Annotated in this window: 14 protein-coding genes and 1 pseudogene; 4 read left to right on the forward strand and 11 right to left on the reverse strand. The window is 72.5% G+C overall.

Annotated features, from left to right (window positions below; all coding sequences use genetic code 11):
- The first annotated feature begins 237 nt into the window (after positions 1-237).
- Positions 238-774 (forward strand): hypothetical protein, encoded by a 537-nt coding sequence (locus AC0QU1_RS18010; protein WP_483571237.1) that lies wholly within the window; start codon positions 238-240, stop codon positions 772-774.
- On the opposite strand, the gene AC0QU1_RS18015 is transcribed toward AC0QU1_RS18010, so the two are convergent.
- A complete protein-coding gene (locus tag AC0QU1_RS18015; protein ID WP_483571239.1) occupies positions 696-2,426 on the reverse strand; it encodes a hypothetical protein in 1,731 nt (576 codons plus the stop codon). The genes AC0QU1_RS18010 and AC0QU1_RS18015 overlap by 79 nt on opposite strands.
- Before the next feature lie 555 nt (positions 2,427-2,981).
- On the opposite strand from AC0QU1_RS18015, the gene AC0QU1_RS18020 reads away from it, so the two are divergent.
- Positions 2,982-3,347 (forward strand): hypothetical protein, encoded by a 366-nt coding sequence (locus tag AC0QU1_RS18020; RefSeq protein WP_483571241.1) that lies wholly within the window; start codon positions 2,982-2,984, stop codon positions 3,345-3,347.
- A 36-nt stretch (positions 3,348-3,383) separates the two neighbouring features.
- Here the strand turns inward: AC0QU1_RS18020 and AC0QU1_RS18025 are convergent, their stop codons facing one another.
- Both AC0QU1_RS18025 and AC0QU1_RS18030 read right to left on the reverse strand, forming a co-directional pair.
- On the reverse strand, positions 3,384-4,640 hold the full coding sequence (locus AC0QU1_RS18025; protein ID WP_483571243.1) for a glycosyltransferase: 1,257 nt from the start codon (positions 4,638-4,640) through the stop codon (positions 3,384-3,386).
- 164 nt (positions 4,641-4,804) lie between these two features.
- Positions 4,805-5,296 carry a MarR family winged helix-turn-helix transcriptional regulator gene (locus AC0QU1_RS18030; protein ID WP_483571245.1) on the reverse strand — a complete coding sequence of 164 codons (492 nt, stop codon included), beginning with the start codon at positions 5,294-5,296 and terminating at the stop codon, positions 4,805-4,807.
- Between the two features lie 81 nt (positions 5,297-5,377).
- Between AC0QU1_RS18030 and AC0QU1_RS18035 the strand changes: the two genes are divergently transcribed.
- Complete coding sequence (locus tag AC0QU1_RS18035; RefSeq protein ID WP_483571247.1) at positions 5,378-6,445, forward strand: amidohydrolase family protein; 1,068 nt, start codon at positions 5,378-5,380, stop codon at positions 6,443-6,445.
- 24 nt (positions 6,446-6,469) lie between these two features.
- Here the strand turns inward: AC0QU1_RS18035 and AC0QU1_RS18040 are convergent, their stop codons facing one another.
- The 5 genes and pseudogenes from AC0QU1_RS18040 to AC0QU1_RS18060 form a co-directional block, all read right to left on the reverse strand.
- A complete protein-coding gene (locus AC0QU1_RS18040; RefSeq protein ID WP_483571249.1) occupies positions 6,470-7,084 on the reverse strand; it encodes a hypothetical protein in 615 nt (204 codons plus the stop codon).
- Positions 7,085-7,219: 135 nt separating this feature from the next.
- Positions 7,220-7,594 (reverse strand): annotated as a pseudogene (locus AC0QU1_RS18045) (hypothetical protein); the annotation flags it as partial.
- Positions 7,595-7,648: 54 nt separating this feature from the next.
- Positions 7,649-7,804, reverse strand: coding sequence for a hypothetical protein (locus tag AC0QU1_RS18050; RefSeq protein ID WP_483571251.1), 156 nt, complete (start codon positions 7,802-7,804; stop codon positions 7,649-7,651).
- A 72-nt stretch (positions 7,805-7,876) separates the two neighbouring features.
- Positions 7,877-8,299 (reverse strand): type II toxin-antitoxin system VapC family toxin, encoded by a 423-nt coding sequence (locus AC0QU1_RS18055; RefSeq protein ID WP_483571253.1) that lies wholly within the window; start codon positions 8,297-8,299, stop codon positions 7,877-7,879.
- On the reverse strand, positions 8,299-8,526 hold the full coding sequence (locus AC0QU1_RS18060) for a FitA-like ribbon-helix-helix domain-containing protein (RefSeq protein WP_483571255.1): 228 nt from the start codon (positions 8,524-8,526) through the stop codon (positions 8,299-8,301). The genes AC0QU1_RS18055 and AC0QU1_RS18060 overlap by 1 nt, the downstream gene beginning before the upstream one ends.
- A gap of 156 nt (positions 8,527-8,682) precedes the next feature.
- Between AC0QU1_RS18060 and AC0QU1_RS18065 the strand changes: the two genes are divergently transcribed.
- Positions 8,683-9,786: a LacI family DNA-binding transcriptional regulator gene (locus AC0QU1_RS18065; RefSeq protein ID WP_483571257.1), complete on the forward strand. Its 1,104-nt coding sequence runs from the start codon at positions 8,683-8,685 to the stop codon at positions 9,784-9,786.
- Here the strand turns inward: AC0QU1_RS18065 and AC0QU1_RS18070 are convergent.
- The 3 genes from AC0QU1_RS18070 to AC0QU1_RS18080 form a co-directional block, all read right to left on the reverse strand.
- Complete coding sequence (locus tag AC0QU1_RS18070; protein ID WP_483571259.1) at positions 9,768-11,060, reverse strand: glycoside hydrolase family 76 protein; 1,293 nt, start codon at positions 11,058-11,060, stop codon at positions 9,768-9,770. The genes AC0QU1_RS18065 and AC0QU1_RS18070 overlap by 19 nt on opposite strands.
- A 68-nt stretch (positions 11,061-11,128) precedes the next feature.
- The gene (locus AC0QU1_RS18075; RefSeq protein WP_483571261.1) at positions 11,129-14,305 is read right to left on the reverse strand and encodes a glycoside hydrolase family 38 N-terminal domain-containing protein; all 3,177 of its coding nucleotides are present in this window, start codon (positions 14,303-14,305) and stop codon (positions 11,129-11,131) included.
- A 56-nt stretch (positions 14,306-14,361) separates the two neighbouring features.
- Positions 14,362-15,168 (reverse strand): carbohydrate ABC transporter permease, encoded by an 807-nt coding sequence (locus AC0QU1_RS18080; RefSeq protein WP_483571263.1) that lies wholly within the window; start codon positions 15,166-15,168, stop codon positions 14,362-14,364.
- Between the last annotated feature and the right edge of the window lie 10 nt (positions 15,169-15,178).

A 15,178-nucleotide genomic window follows, 5' to 3' on the forward strand; every position in this document is an offset into this window, starting at 1 on the left:
GAAGAGTGATTGACTTTCTCTCGTTCCACCCCCGTGCACATTCATCAATAGTCATGAACTTCCGTGTGCCCGGGCCGTCGCACCGCCTCACGAAACAGGCCCGGAAAGGCGATCTATTTGGCTTCACATTGCGGCACCTCCACGTTTCTGTTCTCATTCTGCGCAAGGGGGCATTTGGCCGAAACACACTCCTCGGGGGTTGTCTTGCGTACTTCCGTAAAAGTGACCCTGGGCGCCTTGGCCGCCCTGGTACTCATCGTGGTCGTCGGGGTCGGGAGCTGGTCGCTGGCCGTCTCCCAGGCTGACGACACCGGGCCCGCCGCGAGCTCGGCCGGAGATATCAGGGTGGGCGTTCCCACCATCGTCTCGACCGAGACGCTCGAAGAATTCGCCATGACGCACTACCCGCTCTACTGGCGGGGAGAAGTGCCGAACACCCAGATCGAGCTCACGCTGACGGCCAACAGCGGCACCTTCGTGCGGTACCTGCCCGAGGGATCCGCAGCGGGCGACCTCGACAAGCACCTCACGGTCGCCACCTACCGCGCGCTCAGCGGGTACGAGGGGCTCGAGGCCGCCGACACGGACATGGCCACGGTCGAGCACACCAGGAGCGGCGCGGTGGTCGTCGTGTTCGACGACCGGCCGCTGTCGACCTACTTCTCCTTCGAGAACGCCGCGTTCCAGGTCGAGGTCTACTCGCCGGAGAAGGACGAGTCGAAGCGGCTGACCGACAACGGTTCGATCACCCTGGTCGGCGAGGAGACGCCGTGACGTGGTACAGGAGGGCCAGATCCGCCGGTCTGACCGTCGGCGCGACCGCCGTGCTGTTCCTGGGTGCCACGCGCGCCGGAGCAGACGTCGCAAACGAGCTGGACAACCCGTGGCAGGAGCCGCAACCCCCAGGCATCCGCGGTCCGGTCTTCGGCTACCCGGACGACGACGAGGCCGGCGAACCTGGCGACACCGGTCCCACGGGACCCGCGGGGCCACAGGGCGCGACAGGTCCAGAGGGACAGCCCGGGCCTCAGGGGCAGGACGGAGCGTCGGGCCCGCCCGGGCCCCAGGGGGCGGACGGCGCGCAGGGCTCGTCCGGCGCGGACGGCGTCGACGGTGCACCGGGCGCCGATGGTGACGACGGTGCACGCGGGCCGGCCGGCCCCCAGGGCAGGGTCGGGCCACAAGGCGCCCCGGGCGCCGACGGTACCGACGGTGCCCAGGGCGCACGGGGGCCACAGGGGGCCGAAGGAGCACAAGGAGCGACGGGGCCGCAGGGAGCCGACGGGGCGGACGGCCAGCAGGGACCACAGGGCGCCGCGGGGCCCCAGGGCGTCGCGGGCCCACAGGGCGCGGACGGCGCCCAGGGTGCCACGGGTGCCCAGGGACCGAGCGGGCCGCAAGGCGCGCAGGGTGCCGACGGTGTTGCCGGCGCTCAAGGTCCTCCAGGGCCCCAGGGAGCCGCCGGACCGCAGGGAGCCGCCGGACCGCAGGGAGCGGACGGCGCCGACGGCGCGCAGGGGCCGCAGGGTGCAGATGGAGCCGAGGGCCCGCAGGGTGCCGACGGGGCACAGGGGCCGGTCGGGCCCCAGGGAGTACAAGGCACCGACGGAACGGACGGCGCCCAGGGGCCGCAAGGCGTCCAAGGCCCCGCCGGGCCGCAGGGGCCTGCCGGTACTCCCGGCGACCCCGGCGCCCAGGGACCACAGGGCGCACAAGGCCCGCAGGGTGCGCAAGGCGACACTGGAGCGCAGGGACCACAGGGCGCCAACGGAGTCGACGGTGCACAGGGGCCCCAAGGAGCCGGCGGCGCACAAGGGCCAGCCGGGCCACAAGGCGCCGACGGAACCGATGGCGCCCAGGGGCCGCAAGGCGTCCAGGGTCCCGCCGGACCACAGGGCGCTCAGGGCGACACCGGTGCGCAAGGACCGCAGGGCGCGCAGGGGACCGACGGGGCACAGGGTGCCGCTGGACCTCAGGGCGCGGACGGAGCCCAAGGACCGGTCGGATCCCAGGGAGCGCAGGGGGCCGCAGGTTCGGACGGCGCGCAAGGACCTGCGGGTCCACAGGGCGCCGACGGAACCGACGGTGCACAGGGTCCCCAAGGCGTCCAGGGCCCCACCGGACCACAGGGCGCTCAGGGCGACACCGGTGCGCAAGGACCGCAAGGACCGCAGGGCGCGCAGGGGACCGACGGGGCACAGGGTGCCGCTGGACCTCAGGGCGCGGACGGAGCCCAAGGACCGGTCGGACCACAGGGAGCACAAGGCGATGCCGGTGCCCAGGGTCCACAGGGGGCCGACGGCGCACAGGGTCCACAGGGAGCAGACGGCGCACAGGGTCCACAGGGAGCAGACGGCGCACAGGGTGCCGACGGAGCCCAAGGACCAGCCGGACCGCAGGGCACGGACGGCGCGCAAGGTCCTCAAGGGGTGCAGGGGCCGGCCGGTGCACAAGGTCCGCAGGGCGCCGACGGAGCACAGGGCCCGCAGGGCGAGATCGGACAGACAGGTGCACAAGGTGCCGACGGAGCACAGGGCGCCGCTGGACCCCAGGGCGCGACCGGAGCGCAGGGCCCCGCAGGTTCGGACGGCGCGCAAGGACCCGCGGGGCCACAGGGTGCAAACGGAGCCCAGGGCCCCGTCGGACCGCAGGGCGCGACAGGTCCACAGGGGCCGCAGGGTCCGGCCGGCCCACAGGGCCCGCAGGGTCTGCAGGGGGAGACGGGTGCCCAGGGTGCGACAGGCGCACAGGGCACCGCCGGCGCGACCGGGGCCCAGGGAGCTACCGGCGCCCAGGGTGCAGCCGGCGCGCAAGGAGCAACCGGGCCGCAGGGTCCGGCCGGCCCGCAGGGCGCCGTCGGCCCGCAGGGCGCCGTCGGCCCGCAAGGCCCTCAGGGTGCGCAGGGTGCGCCCGCCCCGGCGAACGGTGGCTACTTCTATACCTCGGCGACGGCGGGGCAGAACGCCAACACCGTTGTACCGATGACGACGACCGGCGCGACCTACGGCACCGGCGTCACGCTCAGCGGCGGCGGCGTCAACCTGCCGGCCGGGACGTACGTCATCGACTACACCTGGTCGGCCGACGCCTCCGGAGACGGCGCCAACGCGAACACCGAGGTGGTCTCGGCCTACCTCGTTCTCGGTGGCACCGAAGTGGCCGGGTCCCGGATCAGGTCCACGACCCCGACCCAGGCGGGCGTGGACAACCAGGTGAGCAACACGATCACCATCACGACGACCGGCGGGCTGCTCCAGCTCTTCAACGGCAACAGGGCGGTCACCCACGGCACCACCAACCTGACCGGGTTCACCGGCAGCATCAATGTCCACCAGGTGGCCCCCTGACCGCCTCGTGCGACCCAGAGCAGGGTGGTCCGCTGCTCAGCAGAGCAGTGGACCACCCTGCCGCGGACCGTCCTTGACGGCGATCAGGTTCGCCCCCACGTAGGAGATGTCGTTGACCCGGTCGAACTCGGTCGGGAAGTAGGTGCGCAGACCACTGACCTGGAAGCGCATCCGGGGATGCTCCGGGAAGGCGTGGTCGCGGAGCTTGGTCTGGGTCAGATACCAGAAACTGTTCTGGTTCCAGTAGGACACGTGGGTGGGATCCTGGAAGGCACCCCGCCCGTCGGTGCTGGGAGTGACCGTCAGCACCAGGCCGCCGTGGGCCAGGACCCGGTGGCACTCGGCGAAGAATGCGGCCCGGTCCGGGATCCGCTGCAGGAGCTCGGTCGCCACGACCACCCCCACCTCGTCGTCACCGTAGGGCAGCAGGGGAGCATCGACGTCGATCTCGAGCTCCGTCGCCCCGGGTACCAGGGCCCGGCCGGGCCACCGCTTGGTGCCGACGTCGATCGACGCCAGCCCGCTGCGCCTGGCCCATGCCACGGCAAGACCCGCGATGCCCCGGTGGTAGCGCTCGACCGTGCCGTCCTGGATGAGCGTGTTGATCCGGCCGTCGCGCTGGGTGTTCCGGTCGTGCATCCGCTGCAGGTACAGGCAGGCGTCGATGTGGTGGAAGTCGCCCGCCTCGTACAGGCGCATCATCAGGTCCTGGTCGTCGAGCACCTCCAGCGAGCCGTCGTAGCCACCCACCCGGTCATAGGCGGACCGGCGGAAGGCGCGGACATGGTTCGGGGCGTACCAGACGTACCCGACGTTGTGCGGGGTCGGGGCCAGCGCACGGCAGCGGTTCACCAGCATGCCGTTGACGTTCGCAGGGGCGTACTCCCAGCCCATCGCCGGGTTGAACGTGTCGAAGTTCGGCGAGCCGTCGGCATCGATCTGGGCGAAGTCGGAATAGACCAGCACCGCGCCGGGATGCTCCTCGAACGCGGCGACGACCGCCTTCAGGCACTGCGGGGCCAGCACGTCGTCGTGGTCGAGCTCCACGAGGATCTCGCCGTCGGCCAGCGCGCAGGCCTCGCGCTTGATGGCGCCCACGAAGCCGGTCGCCTGCCCGGAAACCACCCGGACCCGTGGGTCGGGGGCCGGCGGAGCCCACCGAGCGCCCCCGTTGAGCAGGACGACCCACTCCCAGTCCGGATACGTCTGCGCGACGACGCTGCGGTAGCACTGGTCGAGGAAGGCCGGCGCGTGGCTCGGCGTGAAGACGGACACCTTCACGGTCTGTGGCACTCCCCCAGCTCGGCGACTGGACCCGACTCCATCTAACCCGGGACCGGCCCATCCGGCAGCCGGTAGCGGTCGGCCGTCGGTGCCGCGAGCCCCTGACCCAGCTCTGCGCCACGCACTTCGCGGAGAGAGGAACGGGGCACAAGCTCGCGACGGGCGCTGGAGCGTTATCCGGCCCAGCCCGGGTCTCGGTGAACGGGAGCATCCTCGTCCAGGTCGACGAGGATGCGATGCAGGATCCGCTCGGCGTCCCGCAGCACCGAGGCGTCGACAACGCCCAGCACCTGACCGATCGCCTGGCCGGCATCCGATCCGGCGTCCCTCGCCACCCTCCTGCCCTCTGCGGTCAGCCGGACGGTGTGGCTGCGGGCGTCGGCGGGATCAGGTTCGCGCTCGATCAGCCGGTCGTCCTGCAGTCTGCGCAGCACGTTGCTCAGGCCGCCGGTGGTGATCAGCAGCCGGGACGAAAGCTCACGCGGGCGGGCCCCCGCGCCTCCGCGCTCGGCGAGCGCCCCGAGCACGTCGAGCTCGGCTCGCGAGAGCCCGTGCGCGGCGAGCACGCCGACGACACGGCGATCGAGCAGCACCTGCAGCCGGAGCGCGTGCTGGCCGAGCGAGACGGCGGATCGGGTGTGCCCATCGTCCGGCGCAGAGACCATGCGCCCATCCTACCCAGCTCGTCGTCGTTATAGCTTTATAGAAAGCTATCACGACAACCACATGGGGAAGGCGGAGGCATCGTGGTCACCACAGCGATCGAGAACGTCCGGGTCTTCACGGGAACGGGGGTGAGTGCACCGCAGCGGGTGCTCTTCGACGGCTCCGTCCTCGACGAGGAAACTGCGCCGGCCGACGTCGTCGACGGCATGGGGCACACGCTCCTGCCCGGACTCATCGACGCGCACATGCACACCGTGCAAGGGCGCGTCGATCTGGAGAACCTCGCCCGCTGGGGCGTGACGACGGGCCTGGACATGGCGGCGTGGCCGGTGGAGTTCGTGCACGAGATGCGTCGGCAGCGGGGGGTGGCGCAGATCCTCAGCGCCACGATCCCCGCCGTCGGCCCGGGTGGGAACCATGCGAAGCTGCCCGGCTTCCCGGCCGAGGGGGTCGTGACGACGCCGGAGGAGGCCGTGGCGTTCGTCGAGCGGCGGGTCGTCGACGGCGCCGACTACATCAAGATCGCCACCGAGGTCAGCCCGCCGGAAGGGATGGACCAGGCCACGGCGAACGCGATCGTCGCCACCGCCCACGAGCACGGCCTGATCGTCGTGGCACACGCGGTGACCACCGGCGCGTTCCGGACGGCGGTCGCGGCCGGGGTGGACGTGAGCACCCACGCCCCGTTGGACGCAGTACTCGACGACGACACCGTGGACCAGATGCGAGAGATGGGGATGACGTCGATTCCGACCCTGACGATGATGGAGGGCGTCGCCCGGGCACGCGCGGCCGCCGGGCTGCGCTACGAGCACGCCCGAGACACCGTGACGAAGCTCCACGAGGCCGGCGTCCGACTACTGGTCGGCACGGACGCGAACTCCACACCCGGCGTCCCCTTCTCCCCGAGGCACGGGGAATCCGAGCACCGCGAGCTCGAGCTCATGGTCGCCGCGGGCCTGACCCCGACCGAGGCCCTGGTCGGCGCCACGGTCGGCGCCGCGGACTCCTTCGGGCTCGACGACCGAGGCCGCATCCAGCCCGGCGCCAGGGCCGACCTGCTCCTCGTCGACGGCGACCCCACGACCGACATCGGCGCCACACGGAACATCGCCGGGGTGTGGATCGCCGGGGAGCGCATCCGCTGACCGGCCGGCGGCACCCGCCGCGGCTCAGGCCAGCCTCCGGCAGTAGAGCGCGTCAGGAGTGCCGGATGAGCCCACGCGCCGGGTGAAGGCGATGCCCGCGGCGTACTCGTCGTCGGCGCACTGTCCCTTGTAGTGGCCGTGGGCGAAGTCGCCGCCGCCCGAGCTCCGGTTGTCGCCGCGGTCGAACCAGACGGTACGGCCCGCGGTGCCGAGCGTCTCGGACGCGTCGGCGCAGAGGGCCGACGACACCGCGGCGCCGCGGACGCTGTAGCCGATGAGGAAGTGGCCGGGCGCGCACTGGAGCTTCGTGTAGCCGGAGGCCCAGTCGGAGGTGACGTGGCGCTCGTCCTTCACCACCTCGTGCGGGCCGGCCCACGTGGCTCCGCCCGACCGGCACAGTCCGCGGTTGCCCGTGTGGCTGAGGCCCAGCAGCCGCGTGCCGTCCGGGCAGGCCGCCTTGCGGGCGCCGGAGTCCCAGTCCCCCGCGGCGCGCATCCGCAGCGACTGCACGAAGTCCCCGTGATCCGGGCTGAGCATCTCCCAGCTCGCCGACGCCGCGACCGGTCCCGTCTTGCTCGGCGCGTTCATCAGCCGCGTCCATGCGGGCTCGCGCCAGTCGTCGCCGTCGTACAGGCCCATGCGCCCGCCCTGGGCGTCCCAGTGCAGGAGCGCCCAGCCGTTGCCGGTCCGGTCGGTGTGCCAGCCGACCAGCGGCCAGTAGGCGAAGTCGGCGTCCGTCCGGATCAGGTGGTCGACGAAGTTCTCCCACCAGGCGCGCTGTTTCTGACCGGTCTCCGCGCGTCCGCCGACGCCGAACTCGCTGATCCACAGCGGCGCGGTGAAGTGGCCCTCCTCCGCGGTGACGAAGAACGCCTGCCGGTTGAGCTCGCTGATCAGCTCGGCGGGCGACAGGTCCCGGTACCGAGGGTCGCTGGTCTCGCCCGTTCCCGTGGCGCCGCTGTGCCGCGGGCCGGTGTAGTCGTAGAAGTGGGCCGAGTAGACGAGCTTGTTCGAGGCGACCAGCGTGTGGGAGAGGCGCCGGGCCGGCTCCAGGGTCGGGCGCTCGTGCGGCAGGCCGTCGACCGGGATGCCGGTCCAGTTGATGCCTTCGACGACGATCAGCAGGTCAGGGTTGGCCTCGGTCAGGATGCGGTCGCCGAGCCGCTGCGAGGCGGCGAACCAGTCGTGGTTGTCGCCGAGCCCTCAGTTGGGGTCGTCGAGGATGTCCCGCCGCACCTCGTTGTACAGGTCGGCGCCGACGACGCGCGGGTTGGTCCGGTAGCGGTCGACCATGAAGAGCCAGTCGGCCTCCCAGGCCTGTGCCGACTGGCTCTTGTTCCACCGCTCGTTGCCGTCCACGCCGCAGCACCAGCGCGTGGTGGTTCCCTTCCGCTGCGGCGGTTGCCGACGACGCCGGCTGAAGGCGTGGCGTCAGGGGCCAGCCACCTGGTCCCATGGGCTGAGCACACGAACACCAAGTGGTTCGAAGTGGCGGACGTTGCGGGTGACGACCGTCATGCCGTGCGCCTCGGCGACCGCGGCGATCTGCGCGTCGTCGTACGGCGCGCGCTCCGGGACCGGGTAGTGGGCAAGGATCCTGGCGGCAGCGAGGTCGAACGGCAGCACACGTCCGGCGAATCCGGGCAGGACGTGCTCGGCCAGCCATCGCCGCAGGACGGCGCCCTGGGCAGGATCGGTATGTTCCCTGCGGACGACGCCGCGCTCGATCTCCGCGATGGTCAGCGCGGTGACGTACTGGTCGACCAGTGGCACGCCCCTGGCCCAGGTGGCAACGGCCGGTTCCCGGGCCGGGCGGCGCAGCGCGGAGACGACGTTGGTGTCCAGGACGAACATCAGAGCTCGGGCGTGCGCGCGGTCAGTCCCAGCCGCTCGGGCTCGAAGTCGATGTCGTCGGCGTCCGGCATGGCAAGGAGGTCGACGATGTTCGCCGGCTCGCCGACCAGGGCTCCCTCCACGATCACGCGGGCCTCTGCCTCCATCGACCGGTGGTGCCGGGCAGCACGCTCGCTCAGCGCGGCCTTGGTCCCCGGCGGTAGGTTGCGGATAAGGATCTGCTCCATGACAGCCACCTCCCAGACGATATCATCGTAATGATATCGCGCACGTCAAGGGGCCGGCACGCCGGTCACGTGCGCCTCGCAGGGCTGGGTCGAACCTGCTGTCCGCGAGACACACCTCCGTGGCGTGCCGCCGGGTCCGTGGCTTAGGTTCTCCCTATGGCCGATCCGGACAGCGGACAGCGGGCCGACGAGCTCCGGTCCGTCCCCACGATCAGCGACGTCGCGCGCCACGCGGGGGTCAGCCCGATGACGGTCTCGCGCGTTCTCTCGGGCGGTCAGCACGTGAGCGCCCCGATGCGCCGCAAGGTCGAGGCCGCCGTCCGCGCCCTGGGCTACCGCCGCAACGAGAACGCGCGGAGCCTGCGCCCCGGGCACCGCAGCGGGCTGGTCGGCGTGGTGGTGACCAACCTCGCCAACCCGTACTACGCCGAGGTCCTCGAAGGGATCGGCGAGATCCTGAGCGAGGCGAGCCGGCGGGTCGTCTTCGGGACCTCGCACGAGGACCCCGAGGAGGAGGCCCGGCTCATCGCCGACTTCGTCGGCCGCCAGACCGAGGGGCTCATCGTCGTGCCGGCGGGCGGCGGCCCGTCGGAGCACCTCCAGCCCGAGCACCGGCACGGCGTCCCGCTGGTCTTCGCCTCGCGCCGGCAGGACGGCGTGGACGTCGACGCGGTCATCGTCGACGACGTGCGCGGTGCCGAGCGGGTCACCACGCTCCTGCTGGAGGAGGGGCACCGGCGGATCGCCTTCGTGGGCAACGCGGTCTCTGTCTTCACCGGCCAGCGGCGCTTCGAGGGCTTCGAGCGGGCGCACCGGGCGGCGGGCGTGCCCGTGCTGCCGGAGCTCGTCCGCCGCGGCCAGCAGGACATCCACTCGGCCGAGAACGCCGCCCGGGAGCTGCTCGCCCTCGACGACCCGCCCACGGCGATCTTCGGCGCCAACAACCGGAACATGGTGGGCGCCATCAAGGCGCTGCACGCCGCCTCGGCCGGGCGCGGGACCGACCTGTTCGCCCGGGTCCGGCTCGCGAGCTTCGACACCTTCGACCTGGAGGAGCTCGTCCCGGGCGACCTCTCCGTCGTCACGCACGATGCGCGCGAGCTGGGCCGGACGGCAGCGGAGCTGCTGCTCGTCCGGCTGCAGGGCAAGCGCTCGAACCGACCGACGAGGACGATCGAGCTGCCGACCTCGATCAGGACCCGGCGCCGGGCCGACGAACGCCTGCCCGGCGCCGAGCCCGCTCAGGCGGCGACGCCGTAGTCCCCCGCGCGCCAGGCCAGCAGCGCGAACACCTGGGTCGCCCCCGACTGGTGCAGCGTCTGCGGCCGCGCGTCCGGCGCGGGAGCGCCGCCGCCACCGGCCTGGAACCGGAACAGGCCCGTCGCCGCGTCCCGGTTCTCGGTCCAGACCCGCTCGGCGTACCGGCTCATCCCGGCGACGACGTCGGCCCCCCGCCCGGGCGAGACCGACTCGAGGAGCAGCAGGTTGGCGAACAGGATGGCGTTGAACACCGCCGGCTGGTCGTAGAGGCGGTCGCCGTCCAGCCAATGCTCGACGGCGCCGGCCGCGTCGGCAGCGGCCAGGTCGAGGTACCGCCGCTCCCCCGTGGCACGGTGGAGCAGGGCCGCTGCCCCCACCATCGACCCGGAGTTGTAGGTCCAGAGCGTCTCCTCGACGGTCCCGTCCAGCAGGATGCCGTTCGCGTACAGCCCGTCCCCGCGGCGCAGGGCAGCCCGGACCCACTCGTAGGTCCGCCGCGCCCAGTCGAGGTAGCGCGTCTCGCCGGTCTCCTCGTAGAGGTGGGCGGCGAGCTCCGACGTCAGGCTGGTGACGTTCGCGGCGCCCCGGTAAGGGTTCCAGTCGGCGTCGACCCAGTGCATGCCGCCCGGCTGCGGGACATTCGGGTTCGTGTCCCACGCCTGCGGCAGGAACTCGAAGACGCGCGCCGCCAGCCGCAGCAGGTTCCCGTCGCCCGACATGCGGTACCTGCGCACCAGCTCGAGCCCGATCACCGCGTTGTCGTCGAAGAACGGGTCCCCGCCTCCGCCGAGCGGTGGCGGCGGGTAGGACGCGTACGCCCCGCGCGCCGGCTCCCAGTAGCGTTCGAGGGCGGCGAAGCGGGCGGCGATGTCGGCCGCGAAGCGCCCAGCGGGCGGGACCCGGTCGACGTCGACGGTGGCGGCCGTCGCCTCCCGCAACGGCCAGACGTAGGAGTAGGGGTTCTCGCCTGGACCCGGGTCCAGGCCCTCGGTGTAGAGGCCGCTGTCCGGCAGGTACAGGTACCGCTGCAGGGCCGCGTAGCTGTCGAGCGCGCGACGGCGCCACCGGGCGTCGGCCGGGCTCGCGGCCGCGGGCGGCGCTGGCAGCGGGGCCGCGAGCGCGGCGATCCCGACACCGGCGAGGCCGGCGGCGAAGGCGCGCCGGGACAGGCTCGGACCTGGCGGGTTCGAGCCTGACGGGTTCGACCGGAACGGATCCAGCCGGGTTGGGTCCAGGCGAGGCGGGTCCAGGCGGGGCGGGCGGGGCTCTGGCATCGTGCTCTCCTTCGTGGTTGCCCGGACCGCCCGGGACCGGGCGGTCCGTGTCCAGCGGTGGGGAACGGTCAGCGGCCGGTCAGGAGCACGGCCGCCGTCCCCAGCGGGGCGATCGGCACGCCGACGCCGTCGGCGGTCACCTCGAGCTCGTCGAGCCGGTCGCCGACATAGGTCGCCGTCGCCGCCGCGGTGAGCTCGAACCCCGGGTGCAGCCGGACGACGACCGGCTCCTCGGCATAGGACTGGAGCTTCACCAGGCTCTCCCCGCTCGTGCCGGCGGCCGTGACCGAGACGAGCCGGACGCGGTCGTCGCCGATCCGGAGCAGCGACCGTTCGGCGTGCTCGGCCGCGCCGTCCGCGTCGTGCCCGGCGGTGGCGAGCACGCCGACCACGGGGTGGGTCAGCTCGGCGGCCGTCCGCATCGCGAGCGCGGCGGGGGTGATCGTCTCGCCGGCCCGCCGCAGCCCGACGCCGTACCGGAACGAGGTCTCGAAGGCCTGCTCGGACGGGAAGTTGGTGTCCCACACGTTGTTGTGCACCCACGAGTAGACGGTCGCCGGCTGGCGCGGCGAGAGGCTCTCGGGGAACGGGGCGTAGGGCAGCGGGATCACCTCCGGGTGCACCAGCGGGGCGTCCGCCGTCACCCAGGCGACGGCGACGTCGTCGTTGTCGAAGGACACCCAGTCGCGGACGGCGCGCAGGTGCTGCGGCGCGCCCGCTACGTGCGCCAGGTCCGGGCCGGTGACCCCTCCGGTGATCTCGTAGCGCACCCGCGGCTGCGGCACCGCGAAGGGGAAGGCGAGGTAGGCACTCTCCTTCGTCATCGTCGCGGACTTGGCCAGGCGGTTCTCCACCTCCAGGCGGGCGGCGCCGCGGGGCAGCACGAGCGTCACCCGGGCCCAGCGGACGCCGTCGGCCGCGAACTGGTACGTCAGGCGCTCCTCGACGGGGGTGCTGACCCGCTCCACGAGATGGCTGGGCCCGGCCAGCGAGCGGCTGCCCAGCAGCTCGAGCTCGTCGGAGACGGAGGTCTTGTTGGACTGGTGGTTGTACCCGCCCGCCGTCGTGTACGTGTCGTAGACGTAGCCGTTCATGCCGACGACGGCGTCCTGGTCCACGATCTCGCGACCGGTGGCCTTGTCCACGATCGAGGCCACGCAGCTCCGCCCCAGGTCCACGCGCACCCGGAGGTGCTCGTTCTCCAGCGTCAGCGGATCCGGCGCGACGGCGGGCTCCTGGCCGCCCGCCGTCGCGGCGTCGGCCGTGTCCGCCGACCCGTCGGCCGCGCCCGGCGATCCGTCGGCCGCTCCCGCCGACCGGTGGACCGTGAGCCGCACCGACCCCAGCGCCGGGACGTCCGGGACGTGGGTGCGCAGGAAGCGGCCCGCCGCGCGGTTGTCCGGGTTGGTCTGCGGAACGGTCTCGCTCGGCAGCACCTCCCCGGTCCGGCCGTCGCGGACGACGACGGGCGCGTCGAGCGGGATCCTGCTCTCCCTGAGGAAGAGGTCCACCGTGCTGGTACGGGGGAACCCGGCTGTGTTGACCGCGTGGAAGGTGCTGTCGGCGTCCGGGACCTCGCGCAGCCCGAAGCCCAGGTGGGCGGCGGCCCGGTCGAGGAACAGGTCGGCGTCGTCGCGCGCCGCGAGCGCCCTGGCGTACTTCCAGTGCCACTGCTCCTCGCCCGAGGAGTTCCCCCAGTCGTTGTCGCCCCACGGGTTGGCGGCTCCCCACGTGTGCTCGTTGAACAGGGAGATCGAGGAGTACGTGTCCCGGGAGTGCTCGTGCTCGGCCGGGACGCCCGTCCCGCCGAGCAGACGCCCGATGCTGCTGACCGTCTCGGCGTCGGTGATGGTGGCCTGCGCGTGCCGCGTCATCGCCTGGGGGCGCGCGGCGCTCCCGACGCCCTCCACCCACCAGTCGCCCCAGTCGCCGGTCAGGGTGGGGATGGCGTCGCCCAGACGTTCCTCGGCGGCGCGGAAGAAGTCGGCGTTGGTGGACAGGCGAAGCTGCGGGTAGGCCCAGGTCTCGTTCCACCGGCGGACGATGTCGGAGTGCAGGATGCTCGCGGGCCCGTTGTCGCTGTACCGCCCGAGCACGCGCAGGTGCAGCACGTCCCACGGGTAGGGCTCCCGGTCCGTGACGGCAGGCCCGTGCCAGCCGAAGATGCCCGGCGGGTAGGGGTAGGAGTGGGTGGCCAGCGCGGTCAGGTAGGCGGGCAGGAGGTCGTCGACCATGTCGTAGGACGTGGTGAACCCGACGGCGGCGCCCTCCATGTAGGCCAGGCCGTGCGGGCTGTCGGTCATCCACACCAGGACGCTCCGCCCGGAGGGGGCCCGCCACCGGAACAGGCGGGGCAGGTGCCGCCCGTCGCCGGTCAGGTGCGGTACCGAGCGGCCCGCCCAGTTGTGCGCGACGGACAGGTACTCGACGCCCTGCTGCGCGAGCGCGTCCGGCAGCCCGACGGGCTGGCCGGGGACGTCGGTCTGCATCGCCACGGGCATGGTGATGCCGTGCCGGCGGCGGACGTCGCGGGAGAGGCGGAGCAGCTCGTGCAGCTCGTCGGTGGAGCAGGTGTCCAGGTGCAGGTTGTACGGCAGCGCCGTCAGCTCGAGGTGCCCGCTGCGCACCCGGTCGAGGAACTCCTCCACCTGCCCGGCGGGGCGGGCCTTCGCCCACTGCTCGAACGGCCACAGCGCCTCGAGGGACCACCGGAACTGGGCGGCGTCGGGCCGGTCCTGCGTGGCACGGGTCAGGTCGAGGCAGGAGTCGAGGAAGGCGAGCTGGTTGCGCACCACCGTCCCCTGCGGGTCGGTGTACCCGATGTCGAAGTGGGAGTGCTGCACGAGGTGGATCGACCACTCCCGCACCGGGAGCTGCTCGAACGTGATCGCGCCGTCCTGGCTCAGCGCGGGCAGCTCCAGGGTGATCTCGGTCGGTTCGGTCACCGCGGGCAGCAGCAGCCGGAGCGCACCGTGCGGTCCCGGCAGTGTCGGCACGGGGACGGCCGCGCCGCCGCGCGTCCGCACGAGCACCTCCCCCGCGCCCGCTTCCCCGTCGACGACGAGGCGCACGCACTGCAGCAGGCGCGCGCCGCCGTCGTCGGCACGGCGGAGCAGCGGTTCCGGGAGCACCCGGACCCGCCGTCCGCCGACGACCGACTCGGCGGCGACGGCGCGGGCGGCCATCTCGGAGCGGGCTCGGTCGAGCGACCACGGGCGGTTCTTGACGAGGGCACGGTCGGTCATCGGGAGAACACCAATCTCACGGGAGCGAGGGAACAGCAGGACGGGCGGTAGGGCCGCTACGGAGCCAGCCGGAGCGCGTTGACGAAGAACCGCTGGAAGGACAGGAACAGCACGACCGTGGGCACCGAGGCCACCAGCCCGGCGGCGAGGACGACGGGCGGGCCGAGGCCGGCGTACTGGCCGTTGAGCTCGGCCAGGGCCGCCATCAGCGGGCGGACGTTCGGGCTCGTCGACAGGGTGATGCCGAAGAGCAGGTCGTTCCAGGTCGCGAGGAACTGGAACAGGAAGGCCGCGACCATGGCGCCCCGGGCCAGGGGGAGGTGGATCCGCAGGAACATCGTGAACCAGCCCGCGCCGTCGAGCTGGGCGGCCTCCCGCATCTCGCGCGGCGCCGTCGTCAGGTAGTTGCGCATGACGAAGAAGGCGAACGGGACCGCCAGGGCTGCGTAGACCAGGACCATGCCGTACTGCGTGTCGTACATGGACGTGGCCGCGTAGGCGTTGAACAGCGGGGACAGGAACACCTGCAGCGGCAGGAGCGTGCCGGAGTAGATGACCCAGAACCACACCGCCGGTCGCCTGACCGGCATGACGACCACCGCGAAGGAGGCCAGCGCGGCCACGCCGACGGCGATGGTCGCCGACCCCGCCGAGTAGAGCAGGCTGTTCCACATCGACTGCCCGATGTCGGCCGTGCGGAACGCCGTGGCGATGTTCTCGAACAGGCCGAACGAGCTGAACCACCACCGGGGCCCCGTGTACTCGTCGGCGGCCGTGAAGGCGTTGACCACCACGAGGTAGGTGGGCAGCAGCCAGAGCAGGGCCACTGCGACCAGGAGCACGTTGCGCAGACGTCGTGCCATCACTCAGCCT

The organism is Promicromonospora noduliphila (genome assembly GCF_056951025.1).

What these genes read in the sequence shown, in the direction of transcription:
- AC0QU1_RS18040 (WP_483571249.1), bottom strand. Translation starts at nt 7,084, where the DNA reads ATGGGCCTGTACGACGGCGACGACTGGCGCGAGCCCGCATGGACGCGG.
- AC0QU1_RS18065 (WP_483571257.1), top strand. Translation starts at nt 8,683, where the DNA reads ATGGCCGATCCGGACAGCGGACAGCGGGCCGACGAGCTCCGGTCCGTC.
- AC0QU1_RS18070 (WP_483571259.1), bottom strand. Translation starts at nt 11,060, where the DNA reads ATGCCAGAGCCCCGCCCGCCCCGCCTGGACCCGCCTCGCCTGGACCCA.
- AC0QU1_RS18020 (WP_483571241.1), top strand. Translation starts at nt 2,982, where the DNA reads ATGACGACGACCGGCGCGACCTACGGCACCGGCGTCACGCTCAGCGGC.
- AC0QU1_RS18075 (WP_483571261.1), bottom strand. Translation starts at nt 14,305, where the DNA reads ATGACCGACCGTGCCCTCGTCAAGAACCGCCCGTGGTCGCTCGACCGA.
- AC0QU1_RS18080 (WP_483571263.1), bottom strand. Translation starts at nt 15,168, where the DNA reads ATGGCACGACGTCTGCGCAACGTGCTCCTGGTCGCAGTGGCCCTGCTC.
- AC0QU1_RS18060 (WP_483571255.1), bottom strand. Translation starts at nt 8,526, where the DNA reads ATGGAGCAGATCCTTATCCGCAACCTACCGCCGGGGACCAAGGCCGCG.
- AC0QU1_RS18055 (WP_483571253.1), bottom strand. Translation starts at nt 8,299, where the DNA reads ATGTTCGTCCTGGACACCAACGTCGTCTCCGCGCTGCGCCGCCCGGCC.
- AC0QU1_RS18030 (WP_483571245.1), bottom strand. Translation starts at nt 5,296, where the DNA reads ATGGTCTCTGCGCCGGACGATGGGCACACCCGATCCGCCGTCTCGCTC.